This window comes from Gleimia coleocanis DSM 15436, assembly GCF_000159015.1.
GTDB lineage: Bacteria > Actinomycetota > Actinomycetes > Actinomycetales > Actinomycetaceae > Gleimia > Gleimia coleocanis.
In genome coordinates this window covers 91,925-114,525 of sequence record NZ_DS999545.1, presented here as the reverse complement: position 1 = coordinate 114,525, position 22,601 = coordinate 91,925, and the positions used below count along the sequence as shown (strand labels likewise).

The window sequence follows — 22,601 nt, the reverse complement described above, 5'->3', positions numbered from 1 at the left end:
TGGAATCCGCCCTCGGTAAAATTGGGAACCATGAGTATTCCCCGCCCTGCTGTGCACATTATTTATAACCCGGTAAAGGTGAAACAGTTTTATAAACTACGTCGCCTGGTAACTTTACGGGCGCGAGAAATCGGCGCAAGTGAACCAGTTTGGTGGGAAACCACACCAGAAAATCCTGGCACTGAACAGGCAGCTAAAGCCGCCGCGCAAGGAGCTTCCCTGGTTGTAGTAGTTGGAGGGGACGGCACCGTACGAGCCGTGGCAGCTGGTTTAGCACATACGGAAGTTCCGTTGGGAATTTTGCCGTTAGGAACTGGGAATCTACTTGCACGTAACCTTAATATTCCGACGGATAATCTGTTAGACGCAGTGGACTTGGCATTTTTTGGCCAGCAGCGGCGCTTCGATATTTCTTGGTTACGGGTTTCTAAAGTTGGGGAACCTTCCTCTCTTCCTCCCGAGGGCGGCCTGCTACCAACTTGGCATAAAGAGAATTTGTTAAAACGCGGTATTCAACCTGCCCACCCGCAGGAATATGCTTTCATGGCGATTGCCGGGCAGGGGTGGGACGCGCAGCTAATGGCAGATACTTCTACTACTTTGAAGCAACACATGGGGTGGGGGGCTTACGTGGTGGCGGGTGCACAAGCCTTACGCGCTCCGCAGATTCGCACTAACCTGCGTTTAGATTTTAAGACTCGTTTATCAGTACAAGGTCGCTCCGTACTTTTTGCAAACTGCTCCACTTTAATCGCTGGACTTCTTTTAGTACCCCAGGCAAAACTTGATGACGGGTTACTGGATGTCACCGTTTTAAGTGCGAAAAAAGGTTTAATCGGGTGGTTGAACCTGTTTACCAAAATTGCTGCCCAAGGTGCGGGGATTAGGCAAGAAACCTTACCTGGAACAACTGGGGAATTAGAGTTTTTACAGGCTAAACGAGCACATTCCTCTGTTTCCATGCCTCAGCCAGTGCAGGTGGATGGGGATGCGATTGGAAGCGCCAAGGTGATTGATGTTCGCGTCGACAAACAAGCACTGGTAATCCGGCATGGTTAAGCCCGAAATAATCCCTAGTTTTTGTATGTCTCTTGCTATTCTTAAACTAATACAATTTTCTAAGGAGCTTCCCGAATGAGTAACGAATACAATCCTTATCAGCCTACTAATCCTGATATGCCAACCTCCCCTGCTGGCTGGGACGGGAACGCCCCTCAGCAAACTCCGGCTCCACAGCAGCCAACTTACGGCCAGCAACCCGGTTATGCACAGCAACCTGGATATGGTTACCCACAGCAAGGCACCCAACCACAACAGCCAGCCTATGGCCAACCAGGCTATGGCGTACCTGGATATGGTCAGCCAGCTTACGGTCAGCCTACCGGCTACCCACAGCAAACTGCTGGATACGGCTACCAGGATGCTAACTATCAGGCAGGTTACGCTACTAGCGCAAACTTCACTTGGGCAAATGCTAAGCCAGGTATCGTTCCTATCCGCCCACTGCAGTTAGGTGATGTCTTTAGTGGCGCAGTCTCTCTTCTTCGTTACAACCCGAAGACCATTCTGGGCTTAACCGCGGTTGTCGCTGGCCTCGGCGCACTCATCAGTGTTTTCTTTATACTAGCCACCGGCAGTCTTTTAAATATTAACGATTTCGCTACCGACAGTGACTTAGTACCAAGTGCACTATTTTCTAGCCTTGGTTCCACCAGCTATTTCTCTTCCCTATTACTAGGTTTACTTGCTGGCCCACTAGCAGTCGCTACTCTAGCGGCCGTACGCGGTCAGAAACCAAGTATTTCTGAACTCTGGCAGATGGTGAAACCAAACTTCGGTAAGTTCATTCTTACCTCGCTTCTGGTTGGCTTCATCTACGTTCTGCTCCTAGTGGTAGCTCTGGTAGCAGTCTTTGGAGTTTCCTTCTTACTGCTTGGAAGTAGCTCTACTGAAAGCGACGCTTTCACTTCAATTTTCGTGCTATTCCTGCTCGCACTCCTAATTGTGGGACCACTTTACCTGGTGCTTTCCATCAAACTGTTCTTCTCTACCCCAGCAACAGTTATCCAGGGTCTTTCTCCAATCTCTGCTCTTTCTTATTCCTGGAATCTCAGCAAGGGTTACTTCTGGCGTCTACTGGGGATGTCCTTACTGTTCAGCTTGACCCTGGGAATGGCAACCAGCATGCTTTCCTTCCCACTTTCAGCCATCCTTAATCTTCCAGTATTCTTCTTTGCGACTGAACCAACTACCGCTCTCCTTTTCGCTTCCGTAGCAGGCATTTTGTCTTCCTCTATCATTCAGATCATCACCCTGCCACTGACCACAGGTTTCAACACCTTACTCTACGTGGATATGCGTATCCGCAAGGAAGGCTACGATATCGAACTGCTCTCTTCCGGACAGCTCGGCTGAACTTAAACCAATATGCATAGCACGCTAACTAACCAGATTCTGCAATCTGCTCAGCCTGACCCTGAGCAGATTCAGAGCGACCTGTGGTGGGAGATGCTCAAACCAGAGTATTTACTTAAATACGACTGGATGCGCTACATTCTCAACCTCATCCTGCGCCCCCTCAAGGGGCTAGGGGGGACTTCCACTTCAACTATTAGTGCCTTACTGTGGGTGCTACTGGGAGTTATCATCATCTTCATCGGCTGGTGGGCATGGCGGACTTGGCGCCCTCGGAAGAAAATTTCTGCAGACACCACTGAAGAATTGCTGATTGACCCCTCAATCAGTCCGCAGGAATACTATCAGCAAGCCCTCGCCCTGCGAGAAACCGACCCAGATGAAGCTGTGAAACACGCTTTCCGCTGTTCCGTTGCGATTCTGGACCGCGCTGAAGTTATTACTGTTACCCCCGGTCGCACCGCTGGTGAAGTAGCTATCCTCATGCGACGCAACTTCCCAGATCTCAGCGAAACTATTAACGCCTCCGCTACCGCTTTCAACACTGCCGCCTACTCTTTAGAGCCAGCTCCACGCATCAACGTCAATGACGTGAACACCGTGTTGATTCTGGCAGACGCCTTACGTACTCGCGTGGAATCTAAAGCCACCGGCGCTAACGTTGCCCCAGTAGCAACCCCAACTCCGCAGTGGGAGGTGAGCCTATGAGCCAGAATGAAACCATGGGAAAGCCACTCGGGAAAACTTTCTTCCAACATTTACGTTCCTCACGGACTTGGCTCCTACTAATGCTTTTCGCACTAACAGCCATGGTAATTTCCGGATTGCTGCGTTCCACTGCCGGTGGTGGCGCTTTCAATCCTGCCTCTTCAGCACCAGACGGGTACAAGGCATTTACAACCATCCTGAAAAAACATGTTGATGAAGTAAATATTTACAATGACCCATATAATCTGCCTGGTGCCGACGCAGACACTACAGTTGTAGTGATTGATTCCTCCTGGCTATATGACGACGCCTACTATAAGGTGATTAAACATGCCTCAAACGCTAAACGTCTGGTCGTAATCTCCGGAGACACCATTAGCTACGAATCCTTAGGATTACATACTGCCACAGCTCCCGGCATTGAAGATGACACCGTCATCGTAAAGCGCGGCAAATGTAAGTCTGAACTTTTTGGGAAAGTTAAGGAAGTATCCTATCCTGCACGGGTTTTTGATAAAGGCCTAAAACGTCCTCCTTCCCAGTGTTTCCTCTATCACGGGGAATCAGCCATCGGTATTTGGCAAGGTGGCACCACCGAGTTTGCACTCTCTGATAAACCAGCACTCAACTACCCAGAACTAGTCGGCATTGCCGACCCTAGCTGGTTCTCAAACTACTATGTTGCTTACCGACAAAACGGTGCATTAGGTATTTCGCTACTTAGCCAAACTAAAAAAGTAGACCTAATTTACGTTGATCAAGACCACTTCAACGCCACTGACGAAACCAGCAATGAAAAACTAACTGAAAAAACCGAATCCTTATTCCCAGAGTGGACTGTTCACGTAGTTTACCTACTAGCAGCCGCATTCCTCTTCGTTATTTTCTATAAACGCCGCCGTTTCGGACGACTAGCTTATGAGCGACTTCCAATTACCGTGAAATCCTCTGAAACTATTCAATCTTTAGGTCGCCTCTATGAAGCTAACCAAGCTACTGAACGAAGCGCATCCCTGCTTCGTCTAGAAGCTCTTAAACAGCTGAAACGTAAACTCTACCTACCTGCAAATACCAGTGATGCTGAACTAGTTCGCCTAGTTGCCGCCCGCACTGGTCGCACCCCAGCAGAAGTACAACTCATTCTGCTGCAACCATTCCAAGGTTCCACTAATGAACTCGCATCCCTGTCTAACCAACTTGATGCCCTAATCCAGGAGGTCGCAAATGACTGACGCACCACTCACTCAACCGGTAGCTGTAGACAGCACCGCTTCTGTAGAAGCCCGTAACGCCCTGTTGCGCGTCCAAGCAGAAGTTGCGAAAGCAGTGGTTGGCCAGAACGTTGCCGTTACCGGTCTTATCATCGGCCTGCTATCCCAAGGGCACGTATTACTTGAAGGCGTACCGGGGACTGCTAAAACCCTGCTGGTACGTTCCCTCGCTAAGGCACTGTCAATCGACACTAAACGCGTGCAGTTCACCCCAGACCTGATGCCTGGTGACGTAACCGGTTCCCTCATGTATGACCGTTCCGAAGCTGAATTTAAATTCCGTCCCGGCCCAGTCTTCACCAACCTGCTGCTGGCAGACGAAATTAACCGTACTCCTCCTAAAACTCAGGCATCCCTGCTGGAAGCAATGGCTGAACGCCAGGTAACTGTCGATGGTGAAGCCAAGAAGCTACCATCCCCATTCATGGTGGCAGCTACCCAAAACCCGATTGAACAAGAAGGCACCTACCCGCTTCCTGAAGCACAGCTGGACCGTTTCTTGCTGAAACTAAACCTAGATTTGCCAGCACGAAATGAAGAAATCGAAATCGTTACCCGTCACGCAGCTGGCTTCGACGCTTCTAACCTAGATGCTGCCGGCCTGGTTCCAGTAGCTACCGCAGCTGATATTGAAGCCGGTATCGCCGCTGTTAAGCAGGTAGCAGTCAGCCCTATTGTCGCCGGTTACATCGTTGATATTGCTAACGCGACTCGCCAGTCCCCATCTCTTTCCCAGGGTATGTCTCCACGTGCAGCGGTAGCTTTACTTGCAACCTCTCGTGCTTGGGCTTGGTTATCTGGTCGCGACTTCGTCACCCCCGATGACGTAAAGATGCTGGTTAAGCCAACCATTGCCCACCGCCTAGCACTACGTCCAGAAGCTGAACTGGAAGGCGTAAACATCGAAAATGTCCTGACCAGCGCATTAGACTCCGTTCCGGTACCACGATGATTATTAACTGGCGTACCGCAGTGGTAGTCCTCTTAGGACTACCACTGGTGATTTGGAAACCCTACACTCCGGTAGTAGGTTTTTGGGTGCTATTCGTACTGGCACTAGTACTCCTCGACGTCGCCCTGGCACCAAACATTCGCAAACTGCAAGTAAACCGCCTGCAGCCACGCAGTGTTCGCGCCCTACAACCCACCGAGTCAGTAATAGAAATTACCAGTGCCAAAAATATGCAGATTCAAGTTCGTGACGCCTGGCAGCCAAGCGCTCAAGCTGGCTACCCCCAACTCACGAAACCCTTTGGAAACCGCCACAAGGTAAAGCTCACTGCTGGTGAAACCCTGCGTATTACTACTCCGCTACTACCCTCCCGCCGCGGGAAACTTAAAGCTGACCACATTACAGTACGTGCTTGGGGACCACTGCAACTTGCTGGCCGGCAAGTTTCCTATGAAAGTGAAGCAGTTTTAGACGCTTTACCAGCTTTCCCCAGCATGAAACAGTTGCCCCGCGCCCTCGCGAAACTCCAAATTGCGGAAGGGCAAGCACTGGCCAAGCAACGCGGGCAAGGCACCGAATTCGACTCCCTGCGCGAATGGGTCGACGGCGACGACGTACGCTCCATCGACTGGCGAGCCACCGCCCGCCACAGCGAATCCATCATCGTGCGCACCTGGCGTCCCGAACGCGACCGCCACATTCTCATGTTCCTCGACACCTCCCGCGTATCTGCCGTGCGCCTAGCTGACGTAACCCGCCTCGATGCGCAAATGGACGCAGCCCTGCTACTCGCTGGTGTCTGCGCGAAAGCCAACGACCACATTTCCCTAGTCGCTGGATCCCAGGACGTACGCGCAAAATGTGTACGCCCCCAACGCAACCAAGTACTAGGTGCCATGTCGAAAACTATGACTGGTTTGGAAGCAGAAATCATTGAAGCCGACTGGACTAAATTAGCCCACTCAATCAACGATTTCGGCAACAAACTATCCCTAGTAGTCATCTTCACGCCAGTTGAACCCCACGTTCTGGAAGCCACCCTGCTTCCCGTTCTGGCAACCCTGCGTAAGCACACCAAAATCCTTATCGCGTCTGTAACAGACCCAGAATTAGCTCACCTACATGAGCGTAAGGAAACTACCCGCGATGTTTACACTGCAGCCGCTGCTATTTCAGTAAACGAAAAACATGACCGAGCTCTGGCAGGTCTACAAGCAGCCGGAATTTCCGTAGTAGAAGGAACTCCCGATAAGCTCCCCATGCAAGTGGTGGACCACTATCTGCTACTGAAATCCCAAGCAGAACTATAAAGACATAACGGGACTGTCGATACAGCAGAACTTTAAATACCTACGGAATAGGAATCTTCATGGAAAACCAAAGCTACCTGGTTGCCGATGACATCATCGTCGGCGAAGGTGTCGCCCTGGACGTGCCCACTGCCGGCGCGTTCGTCCGCATCGTCTCTGGAGCAATCGATTCCTTCGTCACTGTAGTTTTAATGGTTGCGCTACTATACTCGTTTAGCGAGTACATCTTCTTCAGCAACGAAGCAATCGCCAGAATCGTTTCCATTCTTCTGGTAGTTTCCGTTTTCATAGCTATGCCTACTTTGATTGAAACCTTCTCCCATGGTAAATCCCTAGGGAAGCTCATTATGGGTATCCGCGTAGTCCGTACCGATCACGGAGTAATTTCCTTCCGCCATGCTTTCACCCGCGCTATGGTAGGTTTCTTTGAAACTTGGATTACCGCTGGCGTGCTTTCCACTTGCGCGGTTCTGCTAACCAAACAGGGGCGTCGCTTCGGCGACCTCGCAGCCGGCACCCTCGTGGTTAAAGAACGTATTCCACTGCAAAAACACACGGCACTGATTATGCCTCCCGGCATGGAACAATGGGCTGCGAAAACAGATATCGGTTCCATTCCCGCCTCACTCGCATTAAGCGCCCGCCAGTTCCTGCTACGTGCTGATAAGCTCAGTCCCCAAGCTCGGGCTGAAGTGGGGCGCCGTCTGGCAGCTCAACTACAAGACTTCGTATACCCACTACCTGATCCTATCCCGCACCCAGAAATTTTCATTGCGACGGTACTTGCAGAGCGTTCTCGCCGAGCCATTAGACGTAATGAAGTAAACGCTAAGATTTCTAAGGCTTTACTGCGCCAAGACTGAAATCCCACCCCGTCTGCGCTAAACTTACCAGCATGACAAGTGGGCTGTTTTTTACAAGCACGTACCTTCGGGTAAAAGCATTATTTCAGAAAGTTCCAGCAGTTTTTACTGCCCTGCTACTTACTCTACTAGTAAGTTTCATTCCCTGGCAAAGCGGTGCAGCGGCGCCCTCGGAAAACCCTAATTCTGCAGACGCACCTGCGCAAGCTGCCACTGCCAGCGACCCAGTTTTCTTCATCGGCACTTCCGGTCTGGCACTTTCTGACGTAGACTTCACCAACCCAACCATTCAAAAAGGATTGGCGAAAACTGGTATTGCAAATACGCTGAACCGGTCATCCCACTACCTGACTTGCCCGATTGAAGGTTGGATGCAGTTAACGGCCGGCGGTGACGTAATCGACAACTATGGTCGCGCGCTTTCCGCTAAATACCCAGCAGCTTGTGCTCCCACAACTGTCACGCAGCTACACGTTAATGAGAATCACCCGGGTGAAGCTCGCGTAAATAACTTCCCTTTCCGTATAGCAACCGTCGCCTGGCCAGAAACCCCCGTTTTCCCAGCTGACACGGTGGGAATTGGCGAGGGCGCTGCCGTGGCACTCGCCGACCAAAATGGTGAGGTACCGCTTTGGTATGCTCGCCCAACCAAACTCAGCTCCCTGTCTGAAATTGTTGAAAATGCTTCCGGCACTATTTTGCTTGACCTGGGGAACCTCACTGCAGAAAAGGGTACGGAAAGCCACCGGTTACAAAAGGAAGTTATCAACCAGCGTTTAGCGGAAGCCCTGGAGCTTTTTGATGAATATGGGCGCACCACAAAAGACGGTAAAACACGGCGCCTGGTTGTAGCTTCTTTAGGTGATGCTTGGCGTTCCACCCAGCTACAGTTTTTTGCGACAGACACTTTCACTAAAGGTACGTCTTTAGGTTCCGGCGCATCCCCCCAGGCCACTGAGACGTTTTCTGGTCCAGGGGTAATCCGTTCTGAAACTACTCGTGCTGATGGTTTCACCACGATTGCGAATACCCGCGATACTTTACAGGCTGTAAATCCTTCTCTGCTACTGCTGCCCACAGATTCATTAGAATCTGCAGTTGCGCAGGCAACCGAGTTTGAAAACCACGCGCTTCTAGCACGCCTGACCCTACCTACCTGGTACACTCTGTATGGCATTATTGTGGCTTTCGGCGTGATTGCTTTCATCATGCATTTCCTGCGACGCCCAGCTGCTCTGGATGCAGGAATGGTAGAAGGTGAACGTGACTGGCGGGGACCTAACTACGTGTGGCGTAACCTTGCGTGGTTTAACACTTTTGCTTTCGCGTTAATCCCAGCGGCACTGGTACAAAACTTCATTCCGTGGTGGACGTTACCGATTGGTGATTCCACCGTATTTGCTCACCTGGTGGCACTGGGCTTAACCGTTCTTTTGGCGGGTATTTTCACCTATTTAGCTCGTTCTACGCCTTACCCAATCGCTATGCTCAGCGCGTTAGCGTTGGTTGTTTTAGCGGGGGATATTGTGGCTGGTTCAGAGCATCAGCGTAATGGTTTCATGGGGTCGTTGGTGCTGACTTCTCGCCGTTTCTACGGTATTTCTAACCGCACGTACCTGATTTTAGTTGTCGCCGGCTTGCTGATGACCTTGCCTTGGATTGCGACTTATTTTGAAAAACTTCAGCGTAAATATGCTGCTTGGGGGGTAGCTGCTGCTGGCCTGTTGGTACTGGCAGTAGACGCCGTCCCACAGTGGGGGGCTGACTTCGGTGGTCCTCCGGGAATTATCGCTGGATTCGGTATCGCGGCTTTACTGGTCGCGGGTGTGAAGTTGCGTTGGTGGCATGGCCTGGTGTGGGTTGTGTTGTCAGTTTCCGCTATGGGTGCGGCTGGTTTATTAGACGCGTCCACTTCAAAGGGCGAGTCCTCACATATTGGTAAGTTCTGGGCGACTTTAGGCACACCAGAGAGTTTCGCGTTGATTGCCGGTAAGATTCGTGACGTTTTGCGTTCTTTCACGGGGCGTTTGTCGGTTACTTTAACGATTATCGCGGTGCTGGTTTTAGCAGTTTTACTGCTACTTGTTTTGCGTCGTTTGCAGCAGACTCATGGGATTCACCGGCAGGTTTTGTTGGATTCTATTTCCACTCCCGGTTTCTTAGCGGTGGCGCTGGGTATGCTGGTTGGGGTTGGTGTGGCGGTGCCGATTAATGATTCGGGTGCGCTCATGCTTAAGGAAGGCATTGTGATGGCTTTGCCGGCATTAGCGGCGATTATGAGCGACAGGTTGCTAGCGTTGCGGTCTGGTGGGGATTCTTCCGGTGAGGATGTGGTTCTTTCCGAGGGCGGTCACTAAAAGCTAAAAGTCATATGCGAAGGGGTCTTCGCATATGACTTTTTACAGAAACCAGCTCTAAACTCACATGGGAACCTGGGTTCGCATGTGAGTTTGAGAGGCCAAGCTTATATAAAAGTTCCCCCGGCGAAGTATTTCGCCGGGGGAACTTAATTTCTAAAGACCGCCCTCGGGAATCTTTAGAATACGCGGTTACTCTGCCAAGGAATATGGCTTGCCAGGCGCCTGATCTGCAGACGCGCGTTTAATGGCCTCTGCGGAAACCCGCGAGCGCTTCAGGCGACGACGCATGGCTGCTACCCACACGTCTTTATACTGGTCAGCGCGGTGTAGGTTGCCGACCAGGTCGTTACCAGTTGCCCGGTGGGTGAAATCGCAGGGGACTTCTTGAATGGTGAAGCCGTTTTGCAGCAGGTCAATGGTCATGCCAACTTCCACGCCCCAGCCTTCTGCGAATGGCATGGCTTTATCCAGGGCTTCGCGGGTGAGGCAGCGCTGTCCGGAAAGTGGCGCCTGGGGTTTCCAGCCTGTGGTTTTGAAGATGGCTTTGCGGGCTAGATTCATTACGAATCCTCGACCACCGGCGCCACGCTGTTGCGGCAGGGTTGCGATTACACAGTCCGCTACCCCGCTTTGAAGGGTTTCTACCAGGGCGGTAGCTTCTACTGCGGTGTCTCCCAAGTCTGCGTCGAGGAAGAGGATGTTGCGTGGCAGTCCTCCTTCGATGTCTCGCATGGCGGCGACTTTCACGCCGGTTTCCATGGCTGAGGCTTTGCCGCGCGAGACGGAGTGGCGGACTACCACGGCTCCGGCTTGGCGCGCGTATTCTTGGGTGTTGTCGTCAGAGCCGTCGTCTACGACGATGAGCAGGTCTACGCCGGGCAGGGCACGGCAGGCGCGCACGGTGTTAGCGATAGAACGTGCTTCGTTGTGGGCGGGGATGACTACCGCAGTTTTGTTTTGGCGGCGCTGGGTTGAGGTTTCCATGTTTAACCTGGTTTCGGTTTAGTACGCTTTTGAGGTTTAACGTAGCTGATTGTGGCTGCGTGTTTTAACGTAGGGATACCTGGCGGGATACCAGACCTGCGCGGATGCGGCGTTCGTCTTCAGACAGTGGGGTCTTTTCCTGCAGGGCTGCTGCCAGTTCCTTTTCCAGTGCGTTTACGGCGTCGGTGAGGTCTTCTGCTGCTACTTCACCTGGGAATTCGAATACTGGGATGGACAGGCCGGCTGCGCGGAAGGCACCGATGAAGCGGGAGTCGTGTCCCAGGGTGAGTTTTTCTTTCGCTGCGATGCGTGCGAGGGCTGAGAATAGGAGGGTTTCGTCTTCGTCGCGGATCCAGCGGACAAAGATTTTGTTCATGTCGTGCCAGTAGGTGTACTGGGTGCCTGGGATTGCCTTGGTTGGGATGAGTTCGGATGCGGATTCTTCGATGGCTTTTTGTACTTCTTCGGATTCGGCGGAGCCTGGTACAAGCCAATAGGCGAGGTCTTCGTGGATTTCCATTTCGCCCCAGGTTTCTACGATGTCGCCGATGCGTGGGCCGGCTACGCGGACGTCTACGCTAATTACGGCTGGCTGTGCTTCGCCGGCTGCTACGCGTTTTGCGTGGTCCAGTGCGGCTTCTACAGCGACGCCGAGGTCGTGGGAGTTGTCGCCGGTGCGGGAGCGGGTTTGCAGGGCGACTAGCACTTCACCGTCGGCGCGCACCATGGCGGTGGCCGCGTCTGGGAGGACGGTTACGAAGGTGATTTCACGGTTTTCGTAGTCTTTGTTGAGGGTGGCGCGCAAGGTGGCTGCTGGGATGATTTCGCGCATGGCGATGAGTTCCCGTTCAATGCTGAGGCCTTCGAATGGGCGGGCTACGTGTGGGATTACTGGCAGGGCTGGCTTTACTGGGCCGTTTACTTTCTTGCGACGGGAGGCTTTACCCATTTTCGGCTTCTTTCTTCTGTTCCGCTTCGCATTTTTTCACGAGGGCGGTTTTTAACGTGTTTTCTTTACTGGCTTATGCCGGTAAGTGGTTTCGCCTTATTTTATCGGGTTTTGTTGAGGTTTACACAGACACGTACTTTAAGTTCGTTGAGTTCTATGACAAATCGTGTGGAAACTGGGAAGATAGTGTTATGCATGAACGAGCGGGCACTGTTGCCAAACCAGAAGATTTAATTAATGTTGAAGAGCTTCTAAACGCTTACTACGATTTAGAGCCTGATGTAAATATTCCTGACCAGCGGGTGGTTTTCGGTACTTCCGGTCACCGCGGTAGCTCTTTGGATTATGCGTTTAATGAGGCGCATATTGTGGCTACTACGGCTGCGATTGTTGAGTATCGTGCTTCTCAGGGTTTTGATGGGCCTTTGTTCATTGGTCGGGATACTCATGCTTTGTCTGAACCAGCTTGGCGTTCTGCCATTGAGGTTTTGGTTGCGGCGGGCGTTGATGTGTATGTGGATTCTCGGAATTCTTATACTCCTACTCCAGCGGTTTCTCACGCTATTTTGAAGGCTAATGGGGCGGGCACTCCTACGGGTATGCGTTTATCTGGCTCTGGTTTAGCTGATGGTATTGTGGTGACTCCTTCCCATAATCCTCCTCGTGATGGTGGTTTTAAGTACAATCCGCCTCATGGTGGTCCGGCTGATTCTGACGCTACTAGCATAATTGCGGCCCGGGCGAATGAGATTTTGGCTTCCGGCTGGTCTCAGGTACCTCGTTATAAGGGTGCTGACTTGCTGGATCAGCCTAAGGTACATCGTTACGATTTCCGCACTAACTATGTCAAAGACTTGATCAACATTATTGATATGGACGCTATCCGCAATGCGGGTGTCCGGATTGGTGCTGATCCGCTGGGTGGCGCTTCTGTTGATTATTGGGCTGCGATTGGTGAGCATTACGGCTTGGATTTAACTGTGGTTAATCCAAAGGTTGATCCTACGTGGCGTTTCATGACTTTGGACTGGGACGGCAAGATTCGTATGGACTGTTCTTCCCCGAATGCGATGGCTTCTTTGCGTAAGCTGATGACGCCGGATGCTTCTGGTAAGACTCCTTACGATGTGGCTCATGGTAATGATGCTGACTCTGACCGTCATGGCATTGTCACTGCGGATGGTTTGTTGAATCCTAACCACTATTTGGCTGTGGCGATTGAGTACTTGTTCCATCACCGTCCTAAGTGGCGTTCTGACTGCGCGGTTGGGAAGACTTTGGTGTCTTCGGCTTTGATTGACCGTGTGGTAGCTGATTTGGGTCGTGAACTGGTGGAAGTTCCAGTTGGTTTTAAGTACTTCGTGCCAGGCTTAGTTGCGGGTACAGTTGGTTTCGGCGGTGAAGAGTCTGCGGGTGCTTCTTTCTTGCGCAAGGACGGAACTGTCTGGACGACTGATAAGGACGGTATCATTTTGTGCCTGTTGGCTGCGGAAATGATTGCTGTTACCGGTAAGACTCCTTCCCAGTTGCATCGTGAGCAGGTGGAGCGCTACGGTGCTTCTGCGTACGCACGTATTGATAATGCAGCGTCTAAGGAAGAGAAGGCGAAGTTAGCTAAGCTTTCTGCTGCTGATGTGACCGCTACTGAGTTGGCTGGTGAGGAAATCACCGCTCGGTTGGTGGAGGCTCCTGGTAATGGGGCTGCGATTGGTGGTTTGAAGGTTTGCACCCAGAATGCTTGGTTTGCGGCGCGTCCTTCTGGCACTGAGGATGTTTATAAGATTTACGCTGAAAGCTTCTTAGGTGCTGAGCATCTGAAGCTGGTGCAGGAACAGGCTAAGGTAGTTGTTTCTGACGCTTTGAATGCGTAGTTATTTTCATTCGAAAGGGTGGTGTAAGTTGAAAACTAACACCACCCTTTCTGCATGCTATTTCCTTTTTTGTAGCTGAGTCGCTTTATTTCGGAAGCTGTAAACGATGATTTATCCGGTGCAATTTAGTATTGAGCCTTATCCGACTAATTTTATTCCTAGCCCTAAACTGCAACGTCATTTACGTAAGTTAAGTAAGAACCCTCGTGGCTATCATAGGTTTTCGCACCGAATAGTTTTTACTACTTTGGGTGTGGCTGCCACGGTTTTAAGTCTGCTTGGACTTTTGTGGTACCACATTGGGGCTGATGAAACTAAGGTTTGGATTAAGTTTGGCCGCGTCTTTTATCGAGAAATTAAGTTCAGTGAGCTTACGGCTTTGAAACTGGTCGTTAATCGTCTGAAACTTTATGCAGGAAAGACTATTATCAATATTGAGCCCGGTCGTTTCAACTATTCGGTAGTTTATTACGGTTTGCTTAAAGAACTGCAGACGCGTCGGTTTGAGTTGCCTAACAATACACAGCCAAATGATCCGAATTGGGAAGAAGATGCACAGTATTGGCGTAACCTGTTAGCTGAGCGTATTTTCGTGAATCACTCTGAGTTTTTCAGGGGTAATCCTGTGGAACTTGCGTATTTGAACTCACTGATTTGCCCACCGGGATTATAGCGGTACCTGTTGAACACTTAACCTATACGATATAAAAACCATTTCTTCCAGATTTGCTTTCTAAACATATACATCGTAACTGTCTCTAATAGTGCAGACACCTGGGGTCTCTTTTTGGAATGCGCGTACGCAAAACCTAGAATATCTTAGCTACACCATTACGCGAAAAACTACACATTAAAAACAACGCTGCACTGGCATAACTCACACCCACAGAACTGCTAATTGCCGGCAACCACCGATAGAATTCAACTGTGCTGAAAAACTACTCTGAAATCCTGTCCATCCCCGGAGCCTGGCAATTCTCTGTCGCCGGACTCATCGCGCGTTTCCCCATGTCGATTGTGGGTATCTCCCAAATCCTCATGATCACCGCGCTCTACGACTCATACACTCTGGCAGGTCAGGTTAGTGCATCCAGCATCATTGCCTACGCTATTTTTGCGCCTTTCCTAGCTAAACTCGTAGACCGCTACGGGCAAGCGAAAGTCATGGGACCAGCACTCACCATCTGCGTGAGCTCCCTGGGGGCACTTATTTTTTCCGCCCTCATGCACGCTAACCCCCTGTGGCTCTACCTATTCACTTCTCTGGCGGGCGCTTCATCTGGTTCTCTTGGCGCATTAGTGCGCTCCCGCTGGACACAAGTAGTGCAAACCCCCGCGCAAATGCACACCGCCTACGCAATGGAATCCACTATCGACGAATTCGTTTTCGTCGTTGGCCCAGTCCTCGCCACCGTTTTAACAACCGGAGTCAGCCCCATTGCCGGCCTGGCACTTGCCATCAGCTTCATCGTGATTGGGGGCAGCTGGTTCCTCTCACAAAAAGCCACTGAACCACCAGTTTCTGCCGACCACGTTGAGGGTCCCCAGCCACAAGTCATCATGCAACCAGTAATTATTGCCCTGGGCGCAGTCTACATGTGCGCAGGTGCTTTATTTGGCTCCATCGACGTATCCGTAGTTGCCTTCGCAGAAGAGCTTGGAAATGTCTCAACCTCAGGCGTACTGCTGGGGATTTTTGCGGGGGGATCCATGGTGGCTGGCCTGCTCTACGGTTCTCGTTCCTGGCGTTTCCCCCTGTGGAAACTCTTCGTAGGCGGGGTTTTAGCCCTGGCAGTAGGCGCTACCCTCATCACCCTGGCGACTTCTAACCTCACCATGGGGTTAATCATGTTCATCACGGGCTTCTCTATTTCCCCCACCATGATTAACGTGAATACGATGGTGCAGCGCACGGTGTCAGAGCGTCAGCTTACTGAAGGGCTCACTTGGATGTCCACATTCATGAACATCGGTGTGTCTTTAGGGGCGGCCTTAGCTGGTCGTTTCGTTGATGCTGTGGGCGCTACCGGCGGTTTTAACGTCACTGTAGTGGCAGCTTGGACGATGGTGGCGATTACTTTGCTGGCCATCCCTGTTTTACGTAAGGCTTCTTTGGCAACGGACGTTGTCTAAGCATGTTTTAATTTACTTATATTCCATTCAACACTGGCTTCTTAAGGAATCATTTTGTACATTCTCATCGGTCTGTTCCCATCCTTAATGTTTGGCACCATGAACTTGCTGGTTGGCAAGATTGGTGGGAATCCTCGTCAGCAGAACTTTGGTTTGGCTTTGGGTGCGGGTACGCTTTCGCTTCTGCTGGTTCCTTTCATTGATAACCAGTGGAGTGTGCAGGCTTTCCTGCTGGGCTTTTTTGGCGCGATTTTTTGGTCTTTTGGGCAGATTTTTATGCTGCAGGCGTTTAAGTATCAAGGGGTTTCTCGTTCCATGCCCGTGATTGTGGGCGTGCAGCTGGTTCAAAACGCACTGATTGGCGTTTTGCTGTTGGGCGAGTGGCAGGCAACTTTGGCTTTCACTTTGGGGATTTCAGCTTTGGCGATGATTATCACTGGCATTTACGCTACTTCTTATCACGAGGGCGCTTCCCCAAAGTCACCGGAATATAATCTGCGTAAAGGCATGTTTTTTGCGATTATTTCTGGCGTTTTCTACGCTATTTACCCACCAATGTTCCAGTACTTTAAGCTGAACCCGAATGACGCTTTGGGCCCAATGGGGATTGGTATTTTATTCTCAGGCGTTGTTTTCACCCTGTACTTGTCGAAGGCTTACCCGCAGCCGTTATTCACTAAGAAGCTCGGTTATTTGGTTGGTCCGGGCTGTATGTGGGCTTTGGGTAACTTAACTTTGTTGATTTCTTCTTCTAAGTTGGGTGTGGCTACTGGTTTCACTTTGTCACAGCTGGGCGTTGTGATTTCCACTTTGGGTGGCATTTTCTTACTGGGTGAAAAGCGCACTAAGAAGGAAATGGTCTTTGTTTTGGTGGGCGTCACGTTAGTTGTGGGTGGCGGTATTTTGTTGGGCGTGGCTAAGAGCTACGATATTTAGCCTATAATTTAAGGTACTTGTTTACTGTTCCAGGTAGGTTTTGATGGTTGTTTTAACTGCGGTTACTCAGTTTGGGGATTTCTTTAACTCTGCGGTGGCGACTCTGCTACGCGATTTGGGTTGGCGTCCTGAGATGATTGGGTACGGCGGTTTTGGCTCCACTTCTGAGGCTCGTGTGATTGCCCGCGCGTTGATGTCACCTACTCCTTTTGAGGAACGTTTTGAAGCTTGGGCCCGTCATGCGGGGGTTCCAACTATTCACGATGTAGCTGAGGTTGCGGCTTCAGTGAATTTGCCTGTTGCTCCGGTTTTGATGGATGCGATTGGTGAGAATTACCGTGAGTCTGCTGAAGAGCCTACGTCTGCGCAGTCGCGTGGGGAACGTGGTTGGCGTCAGTTTGTTGATGCGCAGATTCCGTTCCAACCTGTATTAGTTACTTTAGGTAAGGCGCGTAAGGTTCTTAACGCGGACCGCGGTGGCTACGTCGATATCGTGTTGACTGATCATGGTTTAGAGCCGGGTTGGCAGGTAGCTACTATTCAGGCTTTGGATGCGGTTGCGGTGAAGCGTGGGGATAAGCGCGTGAGGGCGTCTCGCCCAATGTTAGTGCCGGTGCGTATTGTCGCTGATTCTGAGGCTTTCGGCGTAGTTTCTGACGTTGATGATACTGTTATGGTTTCGTGGTTGCCGCGTCCTGTGGTGGCAGCTAAGAATGCTTTTATTACTTATGTTTCTGACCGTCAGGCTGTGCCGGGGATGAGTAAGTTTTTACAGTTCTTATCTCATTCTCACGCGTCTCAGCAGGCGACTGATAAGCTACTTCCCCCTACCGTGTATCTTTCTACGGGGGCTTGGAATGTGGCACCCAGTTTGCGTCGTTTCTTAACGCGTGGTTTATTCCCGGTGGGTACGCCGTTGATGACTGATTGGGGCCCTTCGCAGACTGGTTGGTTCCGTTCCGGTCCAAAACATAAGCGTAAAGAATTGCGTCGTTTAGCGCAGATGTTCCCGCAGGTGAAGTGGTTTTTAGTTGGTGATGATGGCCAGCATGATCCGCAAATTTACGCAGAGTTTGCACAGGAATACCCAGAGCATGTGGCGGGTATTATGATTCGTACGCTCACGCCGGCTGAACTGTTATTGTCCGCAGGTAAGGCCACTGCTCTGGGCGCTCTGTCTCCAATTTTCCAAGGAGTCCCTGATTCTATCCCCGTTTTCGTGGGGCACGATGGTTTTGATTTAGCTCGACAGGCCCGCGTGGCTGGCCTGTTTCGCTGATTCAGCTTCTGCTTTCTCGTCAGCTTCACTTTTAACAGGTGCAAAAATCAAGACTGAAAAGATTACGGCGAAGGGGATTTGCACGATTGAAGTGAGTTCAAAGTAGGCTAAAAAACTCATTAGGAATGTTATTACCCCTGCAATAAACCGCAGCAGCATTGGCATTCCGCGTGTTTTTGGGTCTTTTAAAGTAGTTGGGCTATAGAACAATAAGGCGAATATGACTGGGGTCAGCATATAGCGTATCCAACGTTCTATTCCGTATGGGGAGGCGATGGCTAAACCGAATACGATTAGCATTGCGATAATACGACGCAACAGGTCCATTTTCTTCCTTCACTTCAAAGTAGGTTAGTTTTATTCTATTCCTCTGGTTCTTTCACTTCATTTCGATGTAAAAATTTTATCTAACCTGTGGCTGGACAGTTTGCCAGTACGTTCACGAAGGTTTCTTTTTCGCTGCTGATGATGCTGAGTTGCCACTTGGCTTTTACTTTGATTTGGCGGGCTACGTAGGCGCAGTGGTATTCCTCTTGCGGTGGCAGCCATTGGTCCGCCCTCGAGCGTCCTTTGTCTTCATTTACGTATCCGACTACTGCCAGCAGATTTTCGGGGTCGTTCGCGAAGGCTTCGCGTTTTGCCAGGTCCCATTTGTAGGCGCCGGATCGCCAGGCGTCCCCTAAAGCTACTACGTGGTCGATTTGGACTATTTCAGAGGTTTGCGGGCCGCGTATGAAGGCTACTTTTTCGCCGGTGTAGGGGTCTTCTAGGAGGCCTTGTTTGACTACGCAGTTTGAGCCGCGTCGGTATTGTTTTTCGATTAGGTCGCGACCCAGAATGTCGTTGCGGGTGTCGCAGCCGTTTCCGTCGACGTCTGCCCAGGATTCTCCGAATTCGTTGCGTTGGTATTCGGGTGCGCGTTCTGTCCGAGGGCGGATTTCTAACTGTTGGAGTGCAGTTTTCGCTGTCGATGCGGGAATGTCTGCCAGTTGGTTTTGTCCGGTGAGAGTGCGGAGTAGGTCAGGTTTTAGGGTGAAGAGGAGCCAGAGGAAGAGTATGCCGATGATTAGGTAGATGATGAGGTCGGCGGGTTTACTGGTTTTTCTTGGTTCTGGCTGTTTCACAGTTTTAAGTGTGCCTAATCCACCGCAAATAGTCGAGTTATCCACAATTGTCTGTGGAAATCTTGTGCAAAACTGTGGATATTGTGGATAACTTACTTCTTGTTGTTAATTCCCTTGGGGAAACGCGACTTAAAACTCCGCAAATCCAAAGTCCAATCCGGATTAGTAGGCAACTGCCACTGACGCCAATGCGCTACCACCGTAAAAGATGCCCCCACAACCGTTGCCACAAGCATCCCCAACATCGGCAGGTTCATGTAGAAGAAACCCACCATTACCAAAGCAGACACAACCGCCGGAGTTGCGTAAAGATTATTGCCTCCGAAAACCATTGGAACACTACCTGCCGACACGTCGCGAATCATACCGCCACCCACAGCAGTCATCACCCCCAGTAAGAGTGCTGGCATAACGCCAAACCCTAAATTCAACGTCTTAATCGCCCCAGTTGCTGCCCAAGTACCTAAAACCGTACCGTCCGCTACTAAAATCATGCGCACAGACCACTTTGAGTCAAACTTCCACAGGAAAGCAATAAATGCGCCCAGCAAAGCGGTAACCAGGTAGTAAGGGTCAGTGATTGCTACCGGTGGACCAGCTTGTAGCATCAGGTCACGAACAATGCCGCCCCCCAGTGCCGACATGATTGCTAAAACGGCGAAACCCACGGCATCGAAACGCTTCTGCCGAGCCAAGCGACCACCAATAATGCCGTTTAAGAAAACGCCAGTCAGGTCAATAACCCGAAACAAGTCGGGCAGGCTCTCATTTAATGAATCCAACATGGGTTACTCCGTGGAAGTCCCGGACGTGTGGTTTAAGCGAACACGTACCTTAGTGTGGAAAAGCGGTCCAAGGATTATTCTACGAAAAAGGTAGTGGGGATTTCTGCTACTTTCGCCCCGGTGAGAAAGCTTTAAACCGTGACGCTTCCGAAAACCCATCCCAGGAAATACGTTACCGCTGCCGCACCATAGCCAATTGTCAGCTGGCGTACTCCTCGCCAAAATGGTGGTTTACCGGAAAGAATCCCGACTACCCCACCGATGAACATAAGAGCTATGCCAACTACCAGTGCTGAAGCTAGTACGCCGGGTAGTCCTGAAAGACCAAAGAGGAATGGTAGTAGCGGCAGTAAAGCGCCAGTTGCAAAGAAAATGAATGAGGATACGGCCGCACTTACTGCCGTACCAACCGAAAGATGCTCATCAGAGTTACGCCCCTGATATTGGGCACCCATCATGGACATACGAGTTACCAGTGGCCCCGTGGAAGTGTCATTAGCGGGACGGCTCATGGCTGCGAATAACATTTGCGCGTGTGCGGCAGCTTGCTCCGGAGAATCTCCGCGAGCGCGGAAAACGAGTTCCAGCTCATTCGCGTGCAAGTCGAGTTTCGTCAGTGCTCGGTGGACTTCAGGAGCTGGGTCAGAGGCTTCTAAAAGGTCACGTTGAGAGGCCACTGAGATATATTCGCCAGCGCCCATTGAAAGGGCTCCAGCTAGTAGGCCGGCAATCCCCGTGGCAATCACCATCAGGTTAGAAGTACCAGTTGCGGCGATACCCAGAATCAACGCTAGGTTGGAAACTAAACCGTCGTTTGCTCCGAATACTGCAGCGCGGAATGTGCCGGACATATTTTCTCGCGAACGTGCAGCGAGGGCGCGGACAACTTCTTCGTGAATGTGTTCATCTGCTGCCATTTCTGCGGTAGCGTCAGAGTCTTCATCGTATTCGTTACGCTGTTCAGCTCGTTGTGCCAGGGCAAGCACGAAGATTGACCCGAAGGATTTTGCTAAGAGCGCCAGAATTTGCGATCCCCAGGAAGGTTTTGGAGGTGGGTAAGCGTGTTCTCCCAACAGTTCCAGCCAGTATTCCTCGTGGCGTTTTTCTGCTTGGGCTAAACCGTTGAGGATTTCTGCTTCTTCACCGCTTCGTTTTGCGGCGAGTTCCCGGTAGGTGGCGCCTTCCATGCGTTCTTCCGCTAGGTAGCGTCGCCAACGCTTGATTTGTTCCGCAGTTGGAGCTGGATTCGAGTCTTTAGTCATAGGTCTAGCCTAGTCGATATTTTTTTCGATTCCACTAGGGAGTCCGCAAGGCGTTCTTCGGGTGTGCGAAACCCATTTTCATATGAAGAAATAGGCGGTGTTTTACACTCACCCATTTAAGTTGCGTTGCGGAGGCAGATAAATTTCCGAGGGCGCTCAAATGAAACGCCCTCGGGAAATAAAAACTCAAAATGCTACTTCGTGTCCATGTGGACTTCAATAACTTCCGCGTCAACGTACTCATAGCGAGGCTCAGACTGACCGAAAACGCGTTCTTTCACAATGGAAACTACCTTATCAGTCGCAGCTTCACCGCCACGACGGACTGCTTCGGAAACTTTCTCAGCAGCAGCATCTAATGGGCCGGCAACTACCTTATTCTGACGTACTTTGCTGGCAGCTTCCTTAATCTGTTCGTAGCGTTCTCGGCCGGCGCGAGTGCCCAGCAGGTAACCTAAACCTGCGCCAACGACGATACCGAATTTAGTACCCATACTTGCTCCTTAAATAGTCTTTCCTCTTTGAGTTTAACGCAGGAAAATGGGGATTGCAGGGGAAAATTTGGGAATTATCCACAGATTCTGAATGAGGTAAAGAAAAAACCAAGTAAATCACGTAGGCTTAAAGGGTGAGCGAAATTACTATCCCCACCCCACGTGGGATCAACCTGGCTGGAACCTTCGTCAACCCTGTTGACGCTAAAGATCGTGCCGTGATTTTCTCTCACTCTTTCCTCGCTGACCGTCACTCTGGTGAACACTTTGACCGTTTAGCTGCCGCTTACCGGGCCGCTGGTTTCGCCACTTTAGAGTTTGACTACTCTGGGTGTGGTACTTCCGATAATGACGTCATCACTTTGAAACATCAGATTGAAGATCTGCATTCCGCATCCTCTTGGTTAGCGGAGCAAGGCTTCACCCGCCAACTTTTGCACGCCCACAGTTTTGGGACTCTTCCTGCTTTGAAAGCTTGTCCAGAACCAGTGGAAACCATGGTTTTAACTTCCCTAGTAGCAGGTCCACTGACCATTCCGTGGGATTTAATCCTTGATTCTTCACAGCTGGACGACTTAGAAAAGCTTGGGCACGCGCAGATTCCTGACGATACTTGTCCGGCGCGTGAACACTTTGTGATTTCTCGGCAGACTCTGTTGGATTTGTCGCTGAATAAAACTGAAGACTTATTCGCGAACGTACAGGTTCCTCTGCTAATCATCCACGATATGGATGACGAAGTGCGTGGCCTGATTGAACTCACCCAAGAGGCTTTCCCGCTATTACGCGATGGTTCGCACGTGGAGATTACTCGCGATTATAGTTTCGGTTTAGGCGAGGGGGCAGAATTCTTGCGCTCATTGTCAGTGGAGTGGGCTAATCGGTTGATTCCCACTCGTTGAGTT

The 22,601-nt window shown here is 50.9% G+C and carries 21 protein-coding genes; 14 read left to right on the top strand and 7 right to left on the bottom strand.

What is annotated here, in order from left to right:
• Positions 1–30 precede the first annotated feature (30 nt).
• The 8 genes from HMPREF0044_RS05340 (at position 31) to HMPREF0044_RS05305 (ending at position 9,876) form a co-directional block, all read left to right on the top strand.
• Entirely contained in the window at positions 31–1,059 is a 1,029-nt protein-coding gene (locus HMPREF0044_RS05340; RefSeq protein ID WP_006547102.1) for a diacylglycerol/lipid kinase family protein, read from the top strand.
• A 75-nt stretch (positions 1,060–1,134) separates the two neighbouring features.
• On the top strand, positions 1,135–2,415 hold the full coding sequence (locus HMPREF0044_RS05335; RefSeq protein ID WP_006547101.1) for a DUF7847 domain-containing protein: 1,281 nt from the start codon (positions 1,135–1,137) through the stop codon (positions 2,413–2,415).
• Between the two features lie 12 nt (positions 2,416–2,427).
• Positions 2,428–3,123: a DUF4129 domain-containing protein gene (locus HMPREF0044_RS05330; RefSeq protein ID WP_006547100.1), complete on the top strand. Its 696-nt coding sequence runs from the start codon at positions 2,428–2,430 to the stop codon at positions 3,121–3,123.
• A complete protein-coding gene (locus HMPREF0044_RS05325) occupies positions 3,120–4,355 on the top strand; it encodes a DUF4350 domain-containing protein (protein WP_006547099.1) in 1,236 nt (411 codons plus the stop codon). The genes HMPREF0044_RS05330 and HMPREF0044_RS05325 overlap by 4 nt, the downstream gene beginning before the upstream one ends.
• The gene (locus HMPREF0044_RS05320) at positions 4,348–5,346 is read left to right on the top strand and encodes an AAA family ATPase (protein ID WP_006547098.1); all 999 of its coding nucleotides are present in this window, start codon (positions 4,348–4,350) and stop codon (positions 5,344–5,346) included. Before HMPREF0044_RS05325 ends, HMPREF0044_RS05320 begins: the two co-directional genes overlap by 8 nt.
• Complete coding sequence (locus tag HMPREF0044_RS05315) at positions 5,343–6,656, top strand: DUF58 domain-containing protein (protein WP_006547097.1); 1,314 nt, start codon at positions 5,343–5,345, stop codon at positions 6,654–6,656. Before HMPREF0044_RS05320 ends, HMPREF0044_RS05315 begins: the two co-directional genes overlap by 4 nt.
• 59 nt (positions 6,657–6,715) lie before the next feature.
• Positions 6,716–7,519, top strand: a complete 804-nt coding sequence (locus HMPREF0044_RS05310; RefSeq protein ID WP_006547096.1) for an RDD family protein — start codon at positions 6,716–6,718, stop codon at positions 7,517–7,519.
• A gap of 32 nt (positions 7,520–7,551) precedes the next feature.
• The gene (locus tag HMPREF0044_RS05305; RefSeq protein ID WP_006547095.1) at positions 7,552–9,876 is read left to right on the top strand and encodes a hypothetical protein; all 2,325 of its coding nucleotides are present in this window, start codon (positions 7,552–7,554) and stop codon (positions 9,874–9,876) included.
• Positions 9,877–10,068: 192 nt separating this feature from the next.
• Here HMPREF0044_RS05305 and HMPREF0044_RS05300 read toward each other — a convergent pair whose 3' ends face one another.
• Together HMPREF0044_RS05300 and HMPREF0044_RS05295 are read right to left on the bottom strand one after the other, a co-directional pair.
• The gene (locus tag HMPREF0044_RS05300) at positions 10,069–10,863 is read right to left on the bottom strand and encodes a glycosyltransferase family 2 protein (protein WP_006547094.1); all 795 of its coding nucleotides are present in this window, start codon (positions 10,861–10,863) and stop codon (positions 10,069–10,071) included.
• Positions 10,864–10,927: 64 nt separating this feature from the next.
• On the bottom strand, positions 10,928–11,812 hold the full coding sequence (locus HMPREF0044_RS05295) for a DUF5926 family protein (RefSeq protein WP_006547093.1): 885 nt from the start codon (positions 11,810–11,812) through the stop codon (positions 10,928–10,930).
• A gap of 191 nt (positions 11,813–12,003) precedes the next feature.
• Here HMPREF0044_RS05295 and pgm point away from each other — a divergent pair, with 191 nt between their 5' ends.
• From pgm to HMPREF0044_RS05270, 5 genes are all read left to right on the top strand, one after another.
• Complete coding sequence (gene pgm, locus HMPREF0044_RS05290) at positions 12,004–13,683, top strand: phosphoglucomutase (alpha-D-glucose-1,6-bisphosphate-dependent) (protein ID WP_040313115.1); 1,680 nt, start codon at positions 12,004–12,006, stop codon at positions 13,681–13,683.
• Between the two features lie 253 nt (positions 13,684–13,936).
• Positions 13,937–14,356, top strand: a complete 420-nt coding sequence (locus HMPREF0044_RS05285) for a hypothetical protein (protein WP_050754365.1) — start codon at positions 13,937–13,939, stop codon at positions 14,354–14,356.
• Between the two features lie 254 nt (positions 14,357–14,610).
• Positions 14,611–15,816 (top strand): MFS transporter, encoded by a 1,206-nt coding sequence (locus tag HMPREF0044_RS05280; RefSeq protein ID WP_006547090.1) that lies wholly within the window; start codon positions 14,611–14,613, stop codon positions 15,814–15,816.
• A gap of 54 nt (positions 15,817–15,870) precedes the next feature.
• Positions 15,871–16,752: a GRP family sugar transporter gene (locus HMPREF0044_RS05275; RefSeq protein WP_006547089.1), complete on the top strand. Its 882-nt coding sequence runs from the start codon at positions 15,871–15,873 to the stop codon at positions 16,750–16,752.
• A 43-nt stretch (positions 16,753–16,795) separates the two neighbouring features.
• Positions 16,796–18,031, top strand: coding sequence for an App1 family protein phosphatidate phosphatase (locus HMPREF0044_RS05270; RefSeq protein WP_006547088.1), 1,236 nt, complete (start codon positions 16,796–16,798; stop codon positions 18,029–18,031).
• On the opposite strand, the gene HMPREF0044_RS05265 is transcribed toward HMPREF0044_RS05270, so the two are convergent.
• From HMPREF0044_RS05265 to HMPREF0044_RS05245, 5 genes are all read right to left on the bottom strand, one after another.
• Positions 17,993–18,358, bottom strand: coding sequence for a hypothetical protein (locus tag HMPREF0044_RS05265; RefSeq protein WP_006547087.1), 366 nt, complete (start codon positions 18,356–18,358; stop codon positions 17,993–17,995). The genes HMPREF0044_RS05270 and HMPREF0044_RS05265 overlap by 39 nt on opposite strands.
• Positions 18,359–18,438: 80 nt before the next feature.
• The gene (locus HMPREF0044_RS05260) at positions 18,439–19,155 is read right to left on the bottom strand and encodes an HNH endonuclease family protein (RefSeq protein WP_006547086.1); all 717 of its coding nucleotides are present in this window, start codon (positions 19,153–19,155) and stop codon (positions 18,439–18,441) included.
• A gap of 92 nt (positions 19,156–19,247) precedes the next feature.
• Positions 19,248–19,940, bottom strand: a complete 693-nt coding sequence (locus tag HMPREF0044_RS05255; RefSeq protein ID WP_006547085.1) for a trimeric intracellular cation channel family protein — start codon at positions 19,938–19,940, stop codon at positions 19,248–19,250.
• 131 nt (positions 19,941–20,071) lie between these two features.
• A complete protein-coding gene (locus HMPREF0044_RS05250) occupies positions 20,072–21,202 on the bottom strand; it encodes a VIT1/CCC1 transporter family protein (protein WP_006547084.1) in 1,131 nt (376 codons plus the stop codon).
• Between the two features lie 194 nt (positions 21,203–21,396).
• Positions 21,397–21,696 (bottom strand): YtxH domain-containing protein, encoded by a 300-nt coding sequence (locus HMPREF0044_RS05245; RefSeq protein ID WP_006547083.1) that lies wholly within the window; start codon positions 21,694–21,696, stop codon positions 21,397–21,399.
• 134 nt (positions 21,697–21,830) lie between these two features.
• Here HMPREF0044_RS05245 and HMPREF0044_RS05240 point away from each other — a divergent pair, with 134 nt between their 5' ends.
• Positions 21,831–22,598, top strand: a complete 768-nt coding sequence (locus HMPREF0044_RS05240) for an alpha/beta hydrolase (protein WP_006547082.1) — start codon at positions 21,831–21,833, stop codon at positions 22,596–22,598.
• The last annotated feature ends 3 nt before the right edge of the window (positions 22,599–22,601 follow it).

Coding starts and splice junctions, on each gene's coding strand:
- HMPREF0044_RS05340 (WP_006547102.1), top strand. CDS start 31: ATGAGTATTCCCCGCCCTGCTGTGCACATTATTTATAACCCGGTAAAG.
- HMPREF0044_RS05335 (WP_006547101.1), top strand. CDS start 1,135: ATGAGTAACGAATACAATCCTTATCAGCCTACTAATCCTGATATGCCA.
- HMPREF0044_RS05330 (WP_006547100.1), top strand. CDS start 2,428: ATGCATAGCACGCTAACTAACCAGATTCTGCAATCTGCTCAGCCTGAC.
- HMPREF0044_RS05325 (WP_006547099.1), top strand. CDS start 3,120: ATGAGCCAGAATGAAACCATGGGAAAGCCACTCGGGAAAACTTTCTTC.
- HMPREF0044_RS05320 (WP_006547098.1), top strand. CDS start 4,348: ATGACTGACGCACCACTCACTCAACCGGTAGCTGTAGACAGCACCGCT.
- HMPREF0044_RS05315 (WP_006547097.1), top strand. CDS start 5,343: ATGATTATTAACTGGCGTACCGCAGTGGTAGTCCTCTTAGGACTACCA.
- HMPREF0044_RS05310 (WP_006547096.1), top strand. CDS start 6,716: ATGGAAAACCAAAGCTACCTGGTTGCCGATGACATCATCGTCGGCGAA.
- HMPREF0044_RS05305 (WP_006547095.1), top strand. CDS start 7,552: ATGACAAGTGGGCTGTTTTTTACAAGCACGTACCTTCGGGTAAAAGCA.
- HMPREF0044_RS05300 (WP_006547094.1), bottom strand. CDS start 10,863: ATGGAAACCTCAACCCAGCGCCGCCAAAACAAAACTGCGGTAGTCATC.
- HMPREF0044_RS05295 (WP_006547093.1), bottom strand. CDS start 11,812: ATGGGTAAAGCCTCCCGTCGCAAGAAAGTAAACGGCCCAGTAAAGCCA.
- pgm (WP_040313115.1), top strand. CDS start 12,004: ATGCATGAACGAGCGGGCACTGTTGCCAAACCAGAAGATTTAATTAAT.
- HMPREF0044_RS05270 (WP_006547088.1), top strand. CDS start 16,796: ATGGTTGTTTTAACTGCGGTTACTCAGTTTGGGGATTTCTTTAACTCT.
- HMPREF0044_RS05265 (WP_006547087.1), bottom strand. CDS start 18,358: ATGGACCTGTTGCGTCGTATTATCGCAATGCTAATCGTATTCGGTTTA.
- HMPREF0044_RS05255 (WP_006547085.1), bottom strand. CDS start 19,940: ATGTTGGATTCATTAAATGAGAGCCTGCCCGACTTGTTTCGGGTTATT.
- HMPREF0044_RS05250 (WP_006547084.1), bottom strand. CDS start 21,202: ATGACTAAAGACTCGAATCCAGCTCCAACTGCGGAACAAATCAAGCGT.
- HMPREF0044_RS05245 (WP_006547083.1), bottom strand. CDS start 21,696: ATGGGTACTAAATTCGGTATCGTCGTTGGCGCAGGTTTAGGTTACCTG.